Below are 17,778 nucleotides of genomic sequence, written 5' to 3'. Positions count from 1 at the left end.
GCGATGCCGATCGATCCGGCCGTTGCGGTGGGGGCGGAACTGCCCGAGCTGAAGTTCTCCTGGACGTCGTCGGACGTGCTGCTCTACCACCTGGCGCTGGGTGCGACCGAGCTGCGGTACGTCTACGAGGAGGGGCTGGCGGTCCTGCCGACGTTCGGGGTGGTGGCGCCGCGGTTCCACGAGACCGCGCCGCCGGTCGTGTCGTTCCCCGGCGTTAACGTCGACCTGGCGCGCGTCTTGCACGGCACGCAGGAGATCACCGCGCACGGGCCGATCCCCGCCGAGGGCCAGGCGGTGCTGCGGACGCGGATCACCGACGTGTGGGACAAGGGCACGGCGGCGGTGATCGTGCAGGAGTCGACCGCCGTGGCACCGGACGGAACGGCGCTCTACACGACCCGGTCGAGCATCTTCGCCCGCGGCGAGGGCGGTTTCGGTGGTGAGCGCGGGCCGTCGAACCGGGTCGAGCTGCCCGGCCGCGAACCCGACGCGGTGATCGAGACGCCGACGTTGCCGCAGCAGGCCCACCTGTACCGGTTGTGCGGGGACCGCAACCCGTTGCACGCCGATCCCGGGTTCGCCCGCGCGGCCGGGTTCGACCGGCCGATCCTGCACGGCCTGTGCACCTACGGCGTGGTGTGCAAGGCGGTGGTCGACGCGTTCTTGGACGGGCCGGAGCAGGTGGTGTCGTTCGGGGCGAGGTTCGCGGGCGTGGTGTTCCCCGGTGAGACGCTGCGGACGTCGGTGTGGCGGGACGGCTCCCGCCTGGTGCTGACCACCTCTTCCGCGGACCGTCCCGTGCTCGCCGACGCGGTGCTGCTGAGCCGTTGACCCCCGGCATCTGCAAGGGGGGTCAGGGGCCCAGGAGCAGGCCGCTGGTGGGAACGCCGGTGCCGGCGGTGACCAGGACGTGGGCCGCTCTCGCGACCTGGTTCACGGCGGTGCCGCGGACCTGCCGGACGGCCTCGGCGATGCCGTTCATGCCGTGCAGGTAGGCCTCGCCGAGCTGGCCGCCGTGCGGGTTGAGCGGTAGCGAGCCGTCGAGCTCCAACGCGCCGGAGGCCACGAGGTCCTTCGCCTCGCCCTTGCCGCAGAACCCGAGCTCCTCCAGCTGCACGAGGACGAACGGGGTGAAGTGGTCGTAGAGCACGGCCACGTCCACATCGGACGGCCCGATGCCCGACCGCTGCCACAGCTGCCGCGCCACCACGCCCATCTCCGGCAGGCCGGTCAGGTCGTCGCGGTAGTAGCTGGTCATCGTGAACTGGTCGGTGCCGCTGCCCTGGGCGGCGGCCTTGACCAGCACGGGCGTGTTCCTCAAGTCGCGAGCGCGCGCGGCGGAGGTGACGACGAGCGCCACTCCCCCGTCGCTTTCCTGGCAGCAGTCGAGCAGCCGCAGCGGTTCGGCGATCCAGCGCGAGGACTGGTGGTCGTCGAGGGTGATCGGGCGGTTGTGGAACCACGCGTGGGGGTTGGTGGCGGCGTGTTTGCGGTCCACGACGGCGACCCGGCCGAAGTCCTCGCTCGTGGCACCGTAGGAGTGCATGTACCGGCGGGCGAACATGGCGACCATCGCGGCCGGGGTCCCCAGGCCCATCGGGTAGGACCAGCTGTTGTCGACGTTCGCCGCCGCCGCGGTCTGGACCTGGCCGAACCGGTGGCCGGAACGCTCGTTGAACGCCCGGTAGCACACGACGACCTGCGCCATCCCGGTCTCGACCGCCATGGCGGCCTGCTGGACGGTCGCGCAGGCCGCGCCGCCGCCGTAGTGGACGCGGCTGAAGAACGTCAGCTCCGGGATGCCGAGCTCGCGGGCGACGGCGATCTCGGCGTTGGTGTCCATGGTGAAGCTGACCAGGCCGTCCACATCGGACGGTTCGAGTCCGGCGTCGGCGAGTGCGGCCCTGGTGGCCTCGGCGGCGAGCTGCAGTTCGGTGCGGCCGGAGTCCTTGGAGAACTCGGTCGCGCCGATGCCGGCGATCGCGGCGTTCACGCGGGCACCTCGATCCTGACCGTGCCGGTGACGTGGTCGCCGTGGCCGGTGCGGCCGACGACCTCGACCACCACGTCGTTGTCGTGGCGTTCGACCACCTGGCCGAAGAACTTGAGCGTGTCGTAGGCGTAGCAGGGTGCGCCGAGCCGGATGTCGATCTGCCGGACCAGCGCCCCGGTGCCCGCCCAGTCGGTGACGTAGCGCTGGACCAGTCCGGTGGTGGTGAGGATGTTGATGAAGATGTCCTTCGAGCCGCGCCGGACGGCGAGGTCGCGGTCGTGGTGCACGTCCTGGAAGTCGCGGGTCGCGAGCGCGGTGCTGATCACGAACGTGGGCGTGGCCTCGACGTGCCACTCGGGCAGGGGGTCACCGGTCCGCACGAGGCCTCCAGCCGAACATCGTCAGGTCGTCGTCGACCTCGGTGAACACGACTTCGACGGGCAGCCCGACGCGCGGCTCGCCGTCGAGCTCGCCCAGCATCCGCACGCCCTCGTCCAGCTCGACCAGCGCGATCACGAACGGCGTCCGCTTGCCGGGCACCTGCGGGTGGTGGTGCACGACGTAGCTGTAGACCACGCCGCGGCCGTCCGAGACCAGGTACTTCGGTGTGGTGGCACCGCATTCCGGGCACATCGGGCCGGGTGGGTGCCGCAGCAGCCCGCAGCCGCCGCAGCGCTGGATGCGCAGCTCGCCCTGTTTGGTGCCGTTCCAGAAGTACTCGGTGTCGCGGTTGACCGAGGGCCGGATCGCCTGCGCCTTCTGCGTCTGCGCCGGGGCAGCGGGTTTCTCGGCTGGGCGGAACTTCAGGACGCGGAACCGCATCTCGGCGACCGGCTCGTCACCGACGTACCAGGTGCTGCGGGTGGTGACGAACCAGCCCTCGCCGAGTGCGGTCCTCTTCGGGCCGGTCACGTCCTCCAGCAGGGTGGTGACCGCGAGCTGTTCGCCGACCCTGAGGTAGCGGTGGTAGGTCTGGTCGCTGTCGGTGGCGACGACCGAGGTGAACCCGGCCTCGTCGAGGACCCGCATCATCGCGCCGAGCGGGTCGTCCAGCGCGCGTTGGCCGTGCAGCCCGGCCATCGTCCACACCTGCACCATCGCCGGTGGCGCGACCTCGGTGTAGCCGGGGTGGGTGTCGCCGATGGCCTCCAGCCAGGTGCGGATCATCGGCAGGTTCACCGGGTCGCGGGCCAGGCGCGGTGCGGACTCGCCCCGGCCGGCGATCTCGGCCGCTGCCTTCTCCACGTCGGTCATCGCACCACCCTCGGCAGTCCGAGCCCGAGGGACGCGATCAGCTCTTTCTGCACCTCGTTGACGCCACCGCCGAAGGTGAGCACGAGGTTGCGCCGGGCCTGGACGTCCAGCCAGCGCACGAGCTGCGCGGTGCCCGGTTCGGTGGGATCGCCGTGGCGGCTCACGACCTCCTCCAGCAGGCGGCCGACGCGCTGGGTGCGGTCGGCGGCGAAGACCTTGGTGGCGGAGGCGTCGGAGACCTCCACCTCCCGGGCGGCGACCTGCCAGTTGAGCAGTTCGTTGACCCGGTGCACGGCCTTGACCTCGGCCAGCGCCCTGCGCACGTCCGGCAGGCCGAGCAGGTCGTGCTCGCGCGCCCACTCGTGCACGCGGTCGAACTGGGCGCCGATGCGGCCGGACGGGCCGAGCATGACGCGTTCGTGGTTGAGCTGGGTGGTGATCAGCCGCCAGCCCTTGTTCTCCTCGCCCACGCGCAGGCCGACGGGCACCGTGACGTCGCTGTAGTAGGTGGCGTTGACGTGGTGCGCGCCGTCGCAGGTGATGATCGGAGTCCACGAGTAGCCGGGATCGGTCGTGTCGGCGATCAGGATGGTGATGCCCCGGTGGCGGTCCTCGGGTGCTCCGGTGCGGACCGCGAGCCACACGTGGTCGGCGTCGTGGCCGCCGGTGGTGAAGACCTTCTGGCCGTTGACGACGTAGTGGTCGCCCTGCCGGACGGCCCTGGTCGTGAGCGCCGCGAGGTCCGTGCCAGCCTCGGGTTCGGTGTAGCCGATGGCGAAGTGCAGCTCGCCCTTGAGGATGCGCGGGAGGAAGAGGTCCTTCTGCTCCTGGGTTCCGTAGCGCTGCAGGGTCGGGCCGACGGTCTGCAGCGTCACGTAGGGCAGCGGCACGTCGGCGCGTGCGGCCTCGTTGACGAAGATCTGCTGCTCGACCTGGCCGAAGCCGCGGCCGCCGTACTCGGTGGGCCAGCCGACGCCGAGCCACCCGTCGGCGCCGAGGCGGCGCACCAGGTCGCGGTAGGCGGTGCCGTGCCGTTCGGTGAGCACGGCTTCGCGTTGCTGCTCGGTCATGACGCCGGAGAAGTACTCGCGCAGCTCGTCGCGCAGCCTGCGCTGGTCGCTCGTGAGGTCAATGAACATCGATCTGCCCCAACCGGTGCTCCGCTCCGCCGACGAACCTCGTCAGCTCCTTGGCCAGGCCGTAGTACCTGTGCATCGGGTAGGTGATGTCGAGTCCCAGGCCGCCGTGCAGGTGGTGGCACGTGTGCACGGCCGGGAGCGCTTCCGCGGCGAGCCAGTGGGCGGCGATGGCGAGGTCGGCGTCGTCGAGGCTCCAGCAGGCGGCGAGGGTGGCGAGGTGCAGGGTGCGGGCGGCGATGTGGACGTCGGCGACCTGGCCCGCGACGGCCTGGAAGGTCGACAGCGGTGCGCCGAACTGGTGGCGGGTGCCGACGTGCGTGACGGTGAGGTCGAGGGCTCCGGCCAGCACACCGTCGCCGACCGCGCAGGCGCCGGCCAGCGCGTACTTCGTGAGGTCACCGTCGAGCGGGTCACCGTGGGCGTTGTCGAACCGGACGGTGCTGTCCGTTGTGGACACCCCGGGTTGGGCGGGGTCGACGACCAGGGTGCCCGGCCGGTCGCCCAGCAGGGCGCTGACGAGGATTCTGCCGGCCTCGGCGGCGCGCGGGACGTGGACCTTGAGGCCGGTCAGTCCGGTGCCGTCGGGGTTGGCCCTGGTGGACGGCGTGGCCGGCAGCGGGGTGGAGGGTTCGCTGAGTGCGGCGGTGAAGACGGCGTGCTGTTCGGTGACCAGGGGGAGCAGTTCGTCCTGCTGGTGCGGGGTGCCGTGCCGGGCGATCGGCAGGACGCCCAGGGCGAGGGTGGCGAACGCCGGCACGTCCGCGGCGCTGCGGCCGACCTCGGTGAGCAGCAGTGCCGTCTCCAGCACGCCGAGGCCGTGGCCACCGAGCCGTTGCGGAACGGCGAGGGCCAGCAACCCGGCCTCCCCCAGGGCTTTCCAGGGCGTCGTGCTCTCCCGGCCCAGCACGTCGGCGGCGAGGCGCACGATCTCCTGCTGGGTGTCGTCGAGGGTGAAGTCCATCAACTCTCCCTGGGTAGGCCGAGGATCCGTTCGCCCGCGAGGTTCATCAGGACCTGGGTGGTGCCGCCCGCGATGCTCAGGCAGCGGGTCAGCAGGAACTCGTGGACGGCGTCGCCGTGCACCAGCCCGCCGTCCAGCTCCACGGCGAACTCGGCGACGTCCTGCCGGTGCCGCACGCCGACGAGCTTGCGCACGCTGGACTCCGCGCCCGGTTCCTGTCCGTCAAGGCGGCGCAGTCCGGCGCGCAGGTCGAGCAGCGACACGGCGAGCCCCCGGGCGACCAGTTCGCCGAGCCGTTCCGACGGTGCGGGGCCGGTGGCCAGAACCTGTTCCAGTGCCTCGCCGAGCGACGAGCCGCGGCCCAGGGCGACGCGTTCGTCGGCCAGGGTGGTGCGGGCCAGGCGCCAGCCGTCGTTCACCGCGCCGACCACGCAGTCGTCGGGCACGAGGACGTCGTCGAGGAAGACCTCGTTGAACCGGGCCTCGCCGGTGATCTCCCGCAGTGGCCGCACGTCGATGCCCGCGGACCGCATGTCGACGAGGAAGTAGGTGATGCCCTTGTGCTTGGGGACGTCGCTGTCGGTGCGGGCCAGGCAGATCGCCCAGTCGGCCTGGTGGGCGAGCGACGTCCAGACCTTCTGGCCGGTCAGCCGCCACCCGCCCTCGACCCTGCGCGCCCTGGTGCGCAACGACGCCAGGTCCGAACCGGCCTCGGGTTCGCTGAACAGCTGGCACCAGGTCAGCTCGCCGCGCAGGGTCGGCCACACGAACCGCTCCTGCTGCTGGGCGGTGCCGTGGCGCAGGATCGCCGGCGCGGCCCAGGCCCCGATGACCAGGTCCGGTCTGCGCACCCCGGCCGCAGCGAGCGCGTCGTCGATCACGAGCTGCCGCGCGGGGCCGGCGTCCTGGCCGTAGGGCCGGGGCCAGTGCGGGACGAGGTATCCGCTGTCCGCCAGCCGTGCCCGCTGCTCGTCCGGTTCGAGGGCGGCGACCTCCGCGGCGAACCGGCGCACCTCCGGGTCGCCCTCGACCTCGACGGTGTGGTGCCGCCGCGCACCGCGCAGCGCGAGCTCGGCCGTCGTCCTGCGCCACCGCTCCCGGCCGCCCGCGAGCTGTTGCAGCGCCAGGGCACGCCGCAGGTAGCGGTGGGCGTCGTGCTCCCAGGTGAACCCGATGCCGCCGAGCACCTGGATGCAGTCCTTGGCGTTGCGCACCGCCGCGTCGAACGCCACGGCCGCCGCGACCGCCGCCGCGAACGGGTGTTCGTCGTGGCCGGCCGCCCGTGCCGCGTCCCACGCGACGCTCGCGGCCTGTTCCGCCCGGCACAGCATCTCCACGCACAGGTGCTTCACGGCCTGGAAGGACCCGATGGCCCGGCCGAACTGCTCGCGGCGGCGCGCGTGCTCGACCGCGGTCCGCAGGCACCACTGGGCGATGCCGCTCGCTTCGGCGGCCATGAGCGTGACGGCGAGGTCCGTCGGGTCGGCGATCGTCTCGCCCGGTGTGTGGACGGTGACCGCCCCGAGCGACCGGGTCAGGTCGACGGCGTCCAGCGCGGTGACGGTCGTGTGCCCGGCGGGGACGAACATCCAGTCCTGGTCCTTGACGAGCAGGTGGGTGGCCTCGGTGGCGCCCAGGACGTGCCCGGTGCCGAACCCGAACCCGGCGATCCCGTCGAAGTCCGGGACGAGGGCGCAGGCCAGTGCCGTGGGCAGCAGCGGGCCCGGTACGAGGTGCTCGGCGGCCTGCTCGAGCATCACCGCGAGGTCGAGGGTCGTGCCGCCGTCGCGCAGCACGTCGAAGAACCCGACGCGGACCAGGTCCTCCCACGTCCCGCGGGCCGCGCTGACGCTGTTCCTGAGTGCCCGGTGCTCGTCGGTCGTGGCGATCGGCATGCGGCCTCCTCCAATACATGAGGAACTTTATAGAACGTGTTCTAATTCCGGCAAGAGATCATGGCCGGGAAACCCACTCCGGTACGATGTGGAGGCTGCTGCAACACGTTCCAGGAGGACCATCTCCGTGTCACCTTCGAAGTCGCGCGCGGACGCCCTGATGGCGGGCGAGGAGCTGAGCTCGGCCGCCCAGCGCGAGCGGCGCAAGAGGATCGTCGACGCGACCATCGCGCTGGCGTCCAAGGGCGGGTTCGACGCCGTCCAGATGCGGGCGGTGGCCGACCGGGCGGACGTCGCACTCGGCACCCTCTACCGCTACTTCCCCTCGAAGATCCACCTCCTCGTCTCCAGCCTCGCCGTCGAGCTCGAACGCGCGCAGGAGAAGATGGACCGCGCCGCCGTCCCCGGCGACACCGCCTACGACCGCGTGCTGTTCGTGCTCGGCCGCATCACCCGCGGCCTGCAGCGCAACCCGCACCTGACCGAGGCCATGACCCGCGCCTTCACCTTCGCCGACGCCTCGGCCGGTGCCGAGATCGACCGCGTCGCGCTGCTGATGGAGACGATGTTCACGCGCGCGATGACCGACGAGGAACCGACGGAGGAGCAGAAGGCCATCGCGCGGGTGATCAGCGACGTGTGGCTGTCGAACCTCGTCGCGTGGGTGACCCGGCGGGCCACGGCCACCGACGTGGCGAACCGGCTGGAGCTGACCGTGCGGCTGCTGCTGGCCTGACCCGTGCGGCCGGCCAAGACCCCGCAACCCCGCACAGGGGCGGGATGCGCACCTAAGATCAGCCGGTGACCACGAACCCCGCCGAAGTCGTCCTCACCAGCCGCGGTTCGGCCACCGCCCAGCGCGTGATCGCCGGCGCCTCGCTCGTCGGCATCGCGGCGATCGGCGTCGTGGTCGCCCTGTCCGACCTGCCGTGGTGGGGCATCGCGCTGACCGAGCTGGGCGTGGTGCTCATCGCCCTGATCATGATGGCGATCTGGTCGTCGGCGGCGGAGGACGCCAAGCAGACCACGGCGTTGCGCGCCACGGGCACGACGGTGCTCGCCGACGTCCTGGGCAGCGAGGCGCACGACGACGGGGAGAGCACCTCACACCTGCTGACGCTGTGGGTCCCGGTGCCCGGCGGCGGGTTCGAGGTCGGCCACTGGTGCCACCGCTACGACGGCGAGCAGCAGCTGCCAGTGCTCGTCGACCCGGTCACGCGCGTGTGGGGCGTCATGCACTAGCGGTCGACCCGCGCACCACCAACGAGGTCGCGAGCTCGATGTGCAACGCCTCGGGCCGGTGACCGTCGAGCATCCGCATGAGCTGCGTGACGGCGATGCTGCCCATCTCCTGCAACGGCTGCCGCACGGTCGTCAGCGGCGGATCGGTCGCCTCGCTCAGGTCGATGTCGTCGAAGCCCGCCACCGACAGGTCCTCAGGCACCCGCAGCCCGAGTGACCGCGCGGCCTGCATCGTGCCGACCGCGACCTTGTCGTTGAAGCACACGACGGCACTCGGCCGCGGGTCCGCCGCCAGCAGGTCCAGCGCCGCACGACGGCCCTCGGCGATCGTGGGTTCGATGCACCGCACCCGGTCCGCGCTCAGCAGCACCCCCGCCTGGGCCAGCGCGGAGCGGTGCCCGGCCAGCCGCGCGTCACCGGCCAGCCACTCCGACGGGCCCGCGATCACCGCGATGTCGCGGTGCCCCAGCGCGATCAGGTGGTCCGCGACCGCGCGGGCACCGGCGGAGTGCGCGGCCGACACCGAGGCGATGTCCGGCGGCGGTGGCGTGCGCGGGTCGACGACGACGAACGGGAAACCGGCCTGCGCCAACGCCACCAGCTCGTCACCCTCCTCCGGCGGCAGGATGAGGATCGCGCCGTTGACGTCCTGCTGACCGGGCAGGCCGCGCACCGCCTCGCTGTGCTGCGCCGACTCCCCCGCGTCGAGCAGCAGGCGCACACCGTGCAGCTTCAGCGTCTCCGCGACCGACGAGACGATCAGGCCGAAGTAGTCCGTGAGGATGTACGGGCACCGCACGTACACCGTCCGCTGCCCCGGCGGCTGGTCGCGCCGTTCAAGGGCCTGCAACACCAGGTCACGGGTGCGCGGGGCGACGTTGACGTGGTCGTTGAGCACCCGCGAGACGGTCGCGACCGAGACACCGGTCTCGGCGGCGATGGCCCGGAGACTGGCCCGTTGTTTCATCGAACCGGAAGCACGTTCCACCTGGTCACTGTACCGGAACTGGGGCAGGCCATTGACCGTCACCACGCCGAGGTGTTTCATCCTGGAAAGACTTTGTTTCACAGTGATGAACCTCTGTTACAAGGACGGCGATGAGAACTACCGCGATCGTGGCCCTGGTCCTCGGCCTCACCGCCGCACCTGCGGCGGAAGCCTCCGGCACGCCGGAAGCACGCGTCTGGGTCACCACCCCGGACCGCGCCGAACTCCTGCACGAACGCCCCCGCGTCGCATTCGGCACCACGCCGTCGGACCACCCGACGATCGTGGTCGACCCCGGCCGCGACCACCAGGCGGTCGACGGCTTCGGCGCGTCCATCACCGACTCCAGCGCCGAAGTCCTCCATGGCCTCACCCCCGCCCTGCGCGCGGACACCATGCGCAAGCTCTTCGACCCCCACACCGGCATCGGCATCAGCTTCCTGCGCCAGCCCATCGGCTCCTCCGACTTCACCGCCGCCCCCGAGCACCACACCTACGACGACATACCGGCCGGACAGACCGACTTCCCCCTCCGGCACTTCACCATCAGCCACGACGAAGCGAAGATCCTCCCCCTGCTGCGCGAGGCGAAACGCCTCAACCCACAGCTCAAGGTCATGGCCACGCCCTGGAGCCCGCCCGCGTGGATGAAGACCGGCGACTCGCTCATCGGCGGCCGCCTCAAGGACGACCCGCGCATCCACGACGCCTACGCCCGCTACCTGGTCAAGTTCGTCCAGGCCTACACCCGCGCCGGCGTGCCGATCGACTTCCTCTCCGTGCAGAACGAACCGCAGAACCGCACACCGGACGCCTACCCCGGCACCGACATGCCCGTCGCCGACCAGCTCAAGGTCATCGAAGCCCTCGGACCACAACTGCGGGCCGCCAGCCCCCGCACGAAGATCCTCGCCTTCGACCACAACTGGGCCACCCACCCCAACGACGGCACCGCCGAAGCCGACTACCCCCACCAGGTCCTGCGCGCCAAAGCCGCCAGGTGGGTCGCCGGCACCGCCTACCACTGCTACTACGGCGACCCCAGCGCCCAGACCGCACTGCACAACGCCTTCCCGCACAAGGGCATCTGGTTCACCGAGTGCTCCGGCTCCAAGAACGCCACCGACCCACCCGCCAAGGTCTTCAGCGACACGCTGCGCTGGCACGCCCGCAACGTCGTCCTCGGCACCACCCGCAACTGGGCCCGCAGCGCCGTCACCTGGAACATCGCCCTCGACAGCACCGGCGGCCCCCACAACGGCGGCTGCACCACCTGCACCGCCCTGGTCACCGCACACCCCGACGGCACCGTGACCACCGACGCCGAGTACTACACGATCGGCCACCTCGCGAAGTTCGTCCGCCCCGGCGCCCGCCGCATCGCCAGCACCTCCTTCGGCACCACCGGCTGGAACGGCCAGATCATGGACACCGCCTTCCGCAACCCCGACGGCTCCACCGCACTGGTCGTGCACAACCAGAACGACGACCCCCGCACCTTCGCCGTCAACACCGGCGACCGCACCTTCGAGTACACCCTGCCCGGCGGCGCACTGGCCACGTTCACCTGGCCCGCACACCACCGACTCCGCGGCAACCACGACCCCGTCCCGCTCACCGGCGCCACCGCCACCTCCTCCACCGGCGAGAACGCCGCACTCGCCGTCGACGACGACGCCTCCACCCGCTGGACCACCGAAACCACCCAGACACCAGGCCAGTACCTGCAGATCGACCTCGGCCGCAACCGCGACTTCTGCCGCGTCGCCGTCGACAGCGGCGCCAACCTCGGCGACCACGTCCGCACCTGGCAACTGGACGTGAGCCGCGACGGCACCACCTGGCACACCGTCGCAAAAGGACAGAGCACCGGCCAGCTGACGAACATCGACGTCCGCGGGAGCGCCCGATTCCTGCGGATCACCTCCACCGGCACCGCGAACAACTGGTGGAGCATCGCCGACATCCGGCTCTACCGATAACACCCACCAGCGCCCGAACCCCTGCAAGGAGCGCTCATGTCCCGAGGACAACACCGCTGGCACAGCGCCGCACTGATCTCCGCCGTCCTGGCCGTCACGGCAGGCACCCACCTCGCCACCCCGGCAACAGCAGCGACCACCGCCAACGTCTGGCTGACCACCGCCGACCGCTCCAACCTCCTGCGCCAGCAAGCAGGAGTCGCATTCGGCAACGGCGGCAGCGGACCGGTCATCACCGTCAACCCCAACTCCACCCACCAGTCCATGATCGGGTTCGGAGCCTCCTTCACCGACTCGGCCGCGTGGAACATCTGGAACTCACCACGCCGCGACGAGATCATGACCAACCTGTTCCACCCGAACACCGGCATCAGCCTGAGCTTCCTGCGCCAGCCGATCGGCGCCTCCGACTTCTCCCGCAGCTTCTACACCTACGACGACGGCGCACCCGACCCGACGCTGTCCCGGTTCTCCACCGCACGCGACAACGCCTACGTCCTCCCGCTCCTGCGCCAGGCCAAAGCACTCAACCCGCAGATCAGCACCATGGCCACACCGTGGAGCGCCCCCGCGTGGATGAAGAACAACAACAGCCTCATCCAGGGCTCCCTCAACGACAGCCAGATCAGCACCTACGCCGACTACCTCGTCAAGTTCACCCAGGCCTACCGGGCAGCAGGCGTACCGATCGACTACCTCAGCGTCCAGAACGAACCCAACTTCGAACCCCCCGGCTACCCCGGCATGCGCATGTCCGCCCAGCAACAGGTCACCGTCATCAACACCCTCGCCCCCAAACTGCGCGCAGCCGGCCAACAGACCCGCCTGCTCGGCTACGACCACAACTGGGACGACACCACCTACCCTCAAACCGTCAACAACGGCGCCGGCACCAACGTCATCGGCTCCGCCTGGCACTGCTACGGCGGCAACCCCGGCGGCCAGTCCGTCGTCAAGAACAACCAACCCGGCAAGGACATCTTCTTCACCGAGTGCTCCGGCACCCGCTCCGCCACCGACGCCGCCACCTTCCGCGACACCCTGCGCTGGCAGGGCACCAACCTCGCCATCGGCGCCACCCGCAACCACGCCCGCACCGTCGCCCTCTGGAACATGGCACTCGACCAGAACAACGGCCCCGTCATCGGCAGCTGCACCAACTGCACCGGCGTCGTGACCACCAACGGCTCCACCGCCACCTACAACGCCGAGTACTACGTCCTCGGCCACCTCGCCAAGTTCGTCAAACCCGGCGCCGTCCGCATCGACTCCACCGGCTACGGCGACGGCGGCATCCAGAACGTCGCCTTCCGCAACCCCGACGGCTCCATCGCCCTGGTCGCCCTCAACACCGGCGCCGACCAGAACTTCCAGGTCTCCTACGGCGGCCAGACCTTCGGCTACCGCCTCCCCGCCGGCGCCATGGCCACCTTCACCTGGCCCGGCACCCTCGACCCCGGCCAACCCGGCACCCGCACCGGCCCCATCACCGGCCTGGGCGGCAAGTGCCTCGACGTCACCGACGGCTCCACCGCCAACGGCAACCAGCCCCAGCTGTGGACCTGCTCCCCCGGCCCCAACCAGACCTGGACCCTCGCCACCGACGGCACCGTCCGCGGCCTCGGCAAGTGCCTCGACGTCACCGGCAACTCCACCGCCGACGGCGCCCCCGTCCAGCTGTGGGACTGCTTCGGCGGACCCAACCAGCGGTGGACCGCCTCCGGCGGCACCCTCGTGAACGCCGGCAGCAACAAGTGCCTCGACGTCACCGGCAACAACACGGCCAACGGCGCGAAGCTGCAGATCTGGACCTGCACGGGAGGGGCCAACCAGCGCTGGACCGTCCCGGCCTAGGACGCTCCGACGGCCGTCATCCCCCGCCTGACACCGCGGGATGACGGCCGTTCAGCCCACCGAACGATGCCGCCGAACGCCGCACCCCATACCGTGGGAAGCCGTGAAGACGCTCGCAGTGGTCGCGGCCCTCGTCCTCGTCGGCGCGGGGTTCGTGGTCGCGATCCGCTACTTCGGCTGGTCGGAGATCACCGGCAAGGCCTGGTCCGTCACCTACGAGGTGACCGGGCCGGGGTCCGCGCCCGTCGCCCTCCGCTACACCGAGAACCCCGACACCCGCAAACGGGACGCACCGCGGACCGTCGACGCCACCGGGGTGGTTCCGTGGACGACGGACGTTGTGGTCAACTCGGGGCAGAAGGCGGAGGTGACCGCCACGCCGTCCGGGAACGAGGCGTTGACGTGCCGCATCCTGCTCGACGGCGAACGGGTGTGGGCGAGCGCCACTGCTGCTCCCGGACAGGCGGTGACCTGCACGAAGGTGACCGACAGATGAGGCATTGGTTTTGGTCAACACTGAAGTAATAGAGCAGATCACACAAACCACCGTCCACCGCGTCGAGGCGCTCGGCGGCGGCACCTACAACCGGGTCTTCCTCGTCACGGCGGCCGAGGGCGAGCTCGTGGTCAAGATCAGTCCGGGTGAGCAGCCGGGGTTGACCTACGAGCGGGACCTGGTGCGCACCGAGGCGCTGTTCTGCGCGCTCGGGGCGCGGGTCGCGCCGGTGCCGCAGGTCGTGCGCACCGACTTCTCGCGCTCCCACGTCGACGGCGACGTGCTGGTGACGACGAAGCTCGAAGGGACTCCCCTGTTCGGACGGTCCGGTGTGGACCGCGATGCCGTTCAGGAACAGCTCGGTGCGGCCGCGCGGGCGTTGCACACGATCGAGGGACCGGGGTTCGGCTACCCGCAGCTCGGGCTGCACGAGACGTGGTCGCAGGCGTTCACCGCCATGGTCGAGGCCGTGCAGGCCGACGCGGAGCGCTACGGCGTCGCGTTGCCCCGCATCCCGGTCGACCGGCGGCTGTTCGACGAGGTGCGGACACCGGTGCTGGTGCACTTCGACCTCTGGGACGGCAACGTGCTCGTCGACCGCGGGCTGACCGGGATCGTGGACGGCGAACGCGCGTTCTGGGGTGACCCGGTGGCCGACCTCGTGTCGCCGGCGCTGTTCGGGACCGTCGGCGAGAGCTTCCTGAAGGGGTACGGGCGGGCGCTGACCGACAGCGAGCACGTGCGCCTCGCGGCCTACCGGGCGTACCTCTACGCGATCATGCTCACCGAACGGGTCCCGCGCGGCAGCACCGACGACGGGTTCGAGCGCGTGATCGCCGAAGCGCTCGACGCGGCCGTCCGCGAGCTCGGGTAGCACCGGCAAGATCGGCCCGCCCCGGCGCGCGGAGCGGATCTGGGAAGCTTGACGTGTGCGCGTGGCGTTGCTGGGACCGCTCAGGGTCGAGGAGGACGACGGCACACCGGTCGACATCGGTGGTGCCAGGGTCAGGATGCTCCTCGCCCGGCTGGCGCTCGACCCCGGCCGGCCGGTCTCGCCGGCCACGCTCATCGACGACCTGTGGGGTGAGCAGCCGCCCGCGGACGCCACGAACGCGCTGCAGTCGCTGGTCTCGCGGCTGCGGAAGGTCTGCCCGGACGTGGCGCTGGAGCCCGGTGGGTACCGGCTCGCGGTCGCGGCGGAGGACGTGGACGTCGTCCGGTTCGAACGGCTGCGCGCGGCCGGGCGGCTCGACGAGGCGCTCGGGCTGTGGCGGGGCGAGGCGCTGGCGGACGTGCGGGAGGCGCCGTTCGCGCGGATCGCGGCGGCCGAGCTGGACGAGGCGCGGTTGAGCGCGGAGGAGGACCGGTTCGACCGCGGTGAGCTGGACGTCGCGAAGCTCGCCGCGCTGCACGAGCGGTACCCGTTGCGCGAGCGGCTCGCCGGGCTGCTGATCAGGGCGCTGTGCGCCGACCAGCGGCAGTCCGAGGCGTTGCAGGTCTACGAGGACGTGCGCCGCACGCTCGCCGACGAGCTCGGTGTCGACCCGTCGCGGGAGCTGCGGGACGTGCACCTCGCCGCGTTGCGGGGCGAGCTCGCGCCCAAGCCGGTCGCCGACCGGTTGCCGGTGCGGCTCACCAGCTTCGTGGGACGGGACGAGGAGCTGCGCCGCGTCGGCGACCAGCTCGACCGGGCGCGGCTCGTCACGCTGGTCGGGCCCGGCGGTGCGGGCAAGACGCGGCTCGCGACCGAGGCGGCGGTGCGGCACCGGCTGCACGCCAGGGGCCGGGTCTGGTTCCTGCCGCTGGCCGGCGTGCGGGCGGCCGACGACCTGGTCGGCGCGGTGCTCAGCGCGTTCGACCCGAACTTCACCACCGGCGACCCGTTGCGCAGGGGCAGCGACGGCATGGACCGCATCGCCGAGGCGCTCGCGGCGGGTGAGTCGCTGCTGGTGCTCGACAACTGCGAGCACCTGGTCGAGGCGGCCGCCGAGTTCACCGGCCGGCTGCTGCGGCTCGTGCCGTCCGTGCGGGTGCTCGCCACCAGCCGCGAACCGCTGGCCATCGAGGGCGAGTCGCTGTGCCCGGTGGGACCGCTCGCCGTGCCGGACGGCCGCGCCGACCTCTCCGGGTACGGCTCGGTGCGGCTCTTCCTGGACCGGGCGACCGCGGTGAAGCCGGGCTTCCGGCTCGACGAGTCCACCGCGGACGCCGTCGCGCAGATCTGCCGCCGCCTCGACGGCATGCCGCTCGCGCTGGAGCTGGCCGCCGCACGGCTGCGGTCGATGACCGTGCACCAGATCACCCAGCGGCTCGACGACCGGTTCCGGCTGCTCACCTCCGGCAGCCGCACCGCGCTCCCCCGCCAGCGGACGCTGCGCGCGGTCGTCGAGTGGAGCTGGGACCTGCTGACCGAGCAGGAACGGGAGCTGGCGCGGCGGCTGTCGGTGTTCCCCGCAGGCGCCGACCTCGCCGCGATCGAGCAGATCTGCCGGCACGACCTGTACGTGCTCACGTCGCTGGTCGAGAAGTCCATCGTGGACGTGCTCGACCACGACGAGCCGCGCTACCGGATGCTGGAGACGATCCGGGTGTACGCGGCCGAGCAGCTCGCCGCGTCCGGCGAGACCGCCGAGGTGGTCGCCCGGTTCCGCGACCACTACCGGAGGCTGACCGAGGACTGGGAGCCGCTCACCCGCACCGCCCGGCAGCTGGAGGTCATCGCCGGCTACGAGGCCGAGCACGACAACATCGTGGCCGCGTTGCGCGGGGCGGTCGAGGACCAGGACGCCGACGCGGCCGCGGGCCTGCTCACCGCGGTCTTCTGGTACTGGATGGTGAAGGGCGACAGCAAGCGGGCGGACACGGCGGTGGACGACGTGCTCGCGTTCGGCGACCGGCTGCCCGCCGACGTCCGGGCGGCGCTGACCGCGATGCGGCTGATGATGCAGGTGATGCCGGGGGTGCCGGACGCGGCGGAGACGGCGGCGGTCATCGAGGACTGCGTGCGCGCCGAGTCCATCGAGAGGTTCCCCGCGCTGGCGATCGCCCTGCCGATGCTCGCGTTCGTCAGCAAGAACAAGGACCTCGCGCACCGGGAGGTCCAGCGGGCGGCGGGCAGCTCCGACCCGTGGGCACGGGCGGGCGCGGAGTGGGCGCGCAGCTTCCTGCTGGTCGACGACGGCGACCTGCACGGCGCGGCGGCCGCCCGCGAGCGGGCCTACGAGCTGTTCAGCGCCACCGGCGACCGGTGGGGCACGGCGATGTCGCTCGGGATGAAGGCCGCGTTCGTCTCCCAGACCGGCGACAACCTCGGCGCGATCGCGTTGTACGAACGGGGGCTGGCACTGGCGCAGGAGCTGCGGTCCACGGAGGACGCCGTGCAGCAGCACTGGCGGCTCGCCGTCGAGTACGCGCGCCTGGGCGACCTCGGCGCGGCCCAGCGGCAGCTCGCCGAGGCCGAGCGGTTCGTGCAGGAGACGGGCAACGAGCAGATGTCCGCGATGATCCTCTACGCCAAGGCGGAGATCCGGTTGCGGTGCGGTGCCGTCACCGAGGCCCGCGAGCTGGCCGAGAGCTTCCGCGTGCGCGGCACCGCGGCGGCGCTCGGCGCGTTCGGCGAGGAGTGGTCGGCGATGCTGGAGGCCCGCATCGCGCTGGCCGAGCACCGCTTCGCCGACGCCGAGCAGGGCGTCGCGGTGGCGGTGGAGACGACGTCGGCGCGCAGCGACATGCCCGACCTCGCCGCGGTCACCGAGATCCTCGCCCAGGTGCGGCACGGCCAGGGCGCAGGCGACGTGGCGCTGCGGCTGCTCGCGCTCGTGAAGCTCCTCCGCGGCGGCCTCGACCTCGGCGACCCCGGCGTGCGGGGCCTGATCGCCGAGCTCGGGGAACCGGACGCGGCGCGGGTGCCGAAGGACGACGCGCTGCGGGAGATCCGCAAGGAGGCGGGCCTGCCCGGCTGAGCGGCCCGCCCC

At 71.6% G+C, this 17,778-nt stretch carries 15 protein-coding genes; 8 read left to right on the top strand and 7 right to left on the bottom strand.

The window, feature by feature from the left end; genetic code table 11:
• Nucleotides 1-3: 3 nt before the first annotated feature.
• A complete protein-coding gene (locus ACZ7CH_RS11060) occupies nt 4-831 on the top strand; it encodes a MaoC/PaaZ C-terminal domain-containing protein (protein WP_470373723.1) in 828 nt (275 codons plus the stop codon).
• Between the two features lie 22 nt (nt 832-853).
• On the opposite strand, the gene ACZ7CH_RS11055 is transcribed toward ACZ7CH_RS11060, so the two are convergent.
• The 6 genes from ACZ7CH_RS11055 to ACZ7CH_RS11030 are packed head-to-tail and all read right to left on the bottom strand — an operon-like array spanning nt 854 to nt 7,242.
• Nucleotides 854-1,993, bottom strand: coding sequence for a lipid-transfer protein (locus ACZ7CH_RS11055; RefSeq protein ID WP_470373722.1), 1,140 nt, complete (start codon nt 1,991-1,993; stop codon nt 854-856).
• Nucleotides 1,990-2,373 (bottom strand): MaoC family dehydratase, encoded by a 384-nt coding sequence (locus ACZ7CH_RS11050; protein WP_470370497.1) that lies wholly within the window; start codon nt 2,371-2,373, stop codon nt 1,990-1,992. Before ACZ7CH_RS11050 ends, ACZ7CH_RS11055 begins: the two co-directional genes overlap by 4 nt.
• Nucleotides 2,360-3,247: a bifunctional MaoC family dehydratase N-terminal/OB-fold nucleic acid binding domain-containing protein gene (locus ACZ7CH_RS11045; RefSeq protein ID WP_470373721.1), complete on the bottom strand. Its 888-nt coding sequence runs from the start codon at nt 3,245-3,247 to the stop codon at nt 2,360-2,362. The genes ACZ7CH_RS11050 and ACZ7CH_RS11045 overlap by 14 nt, the downstream gene beginning before the upstream one ends.
• Nucleotides 3,244-4,386 (bottom strand): acyl-CoA dehydrogenase family protein, encoded by a 1,143-nt coding sequence (locus ACZ7CH_RS11040; protein ID WP_470373720.1) that lies wholly within the window; start codon nt 4,384-4,386, stop codon nt 3,244-3,246. The genes ACZ7CH_RS11045 and ACZ7CH_RS11040 overlap by 4 nt, the downstream gene beginning before the upstream one ends.
• Nucleotides 4,376-5,347 (bottom strand): acyl-CoA dehydrogenase family protein, encoded by a 972-nt coding sequence (locus ACZ7CH_RS11035; RefSeq protein ID WP_360389132.1) that lies wholly within the window; start codon nt 5,345-5,347, stop codon nt 4,376-4,378. Before ACZ7CH_RS11035 ends, ACZ7CH_RS11040 begins: the two co-directional genes overlap by 11 nt.
• Entirely contained in the window at nt 5,347-7,242 is a 1,896-nt protein-coding gene (locus tag ACZ7CH_RS11030; protein ID WP_470373719.1) for an acyl-CoA dehydrogenase family protein, read from the bottom strand. Before ACZ7CH_RS11030 ends, ACZ7CH_RS11035 begins: the two co-directional genes overlap by 1 nt.
• 160 nt (nt 7,243-7,402) lie before the next feature.
• On the opposite strand from ACZ7CH_RS11030, the gene kstR reads away from it, so the two are divergent.
• Together kstR and ACZ7CH_RS11020 are read left to right on the top strand one after the other, a co-directional pair.
• A complete protein-coding gene (gene kstR / locus ACZ7CH_RS11025) occupies nt 7,403-7,978 on the top strand; it encodes a cholesterol catabolism transcriptional regulator KstR (RefSeq protein WP_360389854.1) in 576 nt (191 codons plus the stop codon).
• 65 nt (nt 7,979-8,043) lie between these two features.
• Nucleotides 8,044-8,484 (top strand): hypothetical protein, encoded by a 441-nt coding sequence (locus tag ACZ7CH_RS11020; protein ID WP_470370495.1) that lies wholly within the window; start codon nt 8,044-8,046, stop codon nt 8,482-8,484.
• Here the strand turns inward: ACZ7CH_RS11020 and ACZ7CH_RS11015 are convergent.
• Entirely contained in the window at nt 8,474-9,472 is a 999-nt protein-coding gene (locus ACZ7CH_RS11015; protein ID WP_470373718.1) for a LacI family DNA-binding transcriptional regulator, read from the bottom strand. The genes ACZ7CH_RS11020 and ACZ7CH_RS11015 overlap by 11 nt on opposite strands.
• A gap of 110 nt (nt 9,473-9,582) precedes the next feature.
• On the opposite strand from ACZ7CH_RS11015, the gene ACZ7CH_RS11010 reads away from it, so the two are divergent.
• The 5 genes from ACZ7CH_RS11010 to ACZ7CH_RS10990 all read left to right on the top strand — a co-directional run bounded on the left by ACZ7CH_RS11010 (nt 9,583) and on the right by ACZ7CH_RS10990 (nt 17,766).
• Nucleotides 9,583-11,454, top strand: a complete 1,872-nt coding sequence (locus tag ACZ7CH_RS11010; protein ID WP_470373717.1) for a discoidin domain-containing protein — start codon at nt 9,583-9,585, stop codon at nt 11,452-11,454.
• A gap of 36 nt (nt 11,455-11,490) precedes the next feature.
• A complete protein-coding gene (locus ACZ7CH_RS11005; RefSeq protein WP_470373716.1) occupies nt 11,491-13,308 on the top strand; it encodes a lectin in 1,818 nt (605 codons plus the stop codon).
• Between the two features lie 103 nt (nt 13,309-13,411).
• Nucleotides 13,412-13,804, top strand: coding sequence for an MmpS family transport accessory protein (locus ACZ7CH_RS11000; protein ID WP_470373715.1), 393 nt, complete (start codon nt 13,412-13,414; stop codon nt 13,802-13,804).
• A gap of 4 nt (nt 13,805-13,808) precedes the next feature.
• A complete protein-coding gene (locus tag ACZ7CH_RS10995; protein WP_470373714.1) occupies nt 13,809-14,678 on the top strand; it encodes a phosphotransferase family protein in 870 nt (289 codons plus the stop codon).
• 61 nt (nt 14,679-14,739) lie between these two features.
• A complete protein-coding gene (locus tag ACZ7CH_RS10990; protein WP_470373713.1) occupies nt 14,740-17,766 on the top strand; it encodes an AfsR/SARP family transcriptional regulator in 3,027 nt (1,008 codons plus the stop codon).
• Nucleotides 17,767-17,778: the final 12 nt, after the last annotated feature.

The organism is Lentzea sp. NPDC037011 (assembly GCF_055607425.1).
The sequence above is the reverse complement of the archived record's forward strand: the minus strand, read 5'-3'. Positions and strand labels throughout refer to the sequence as shown.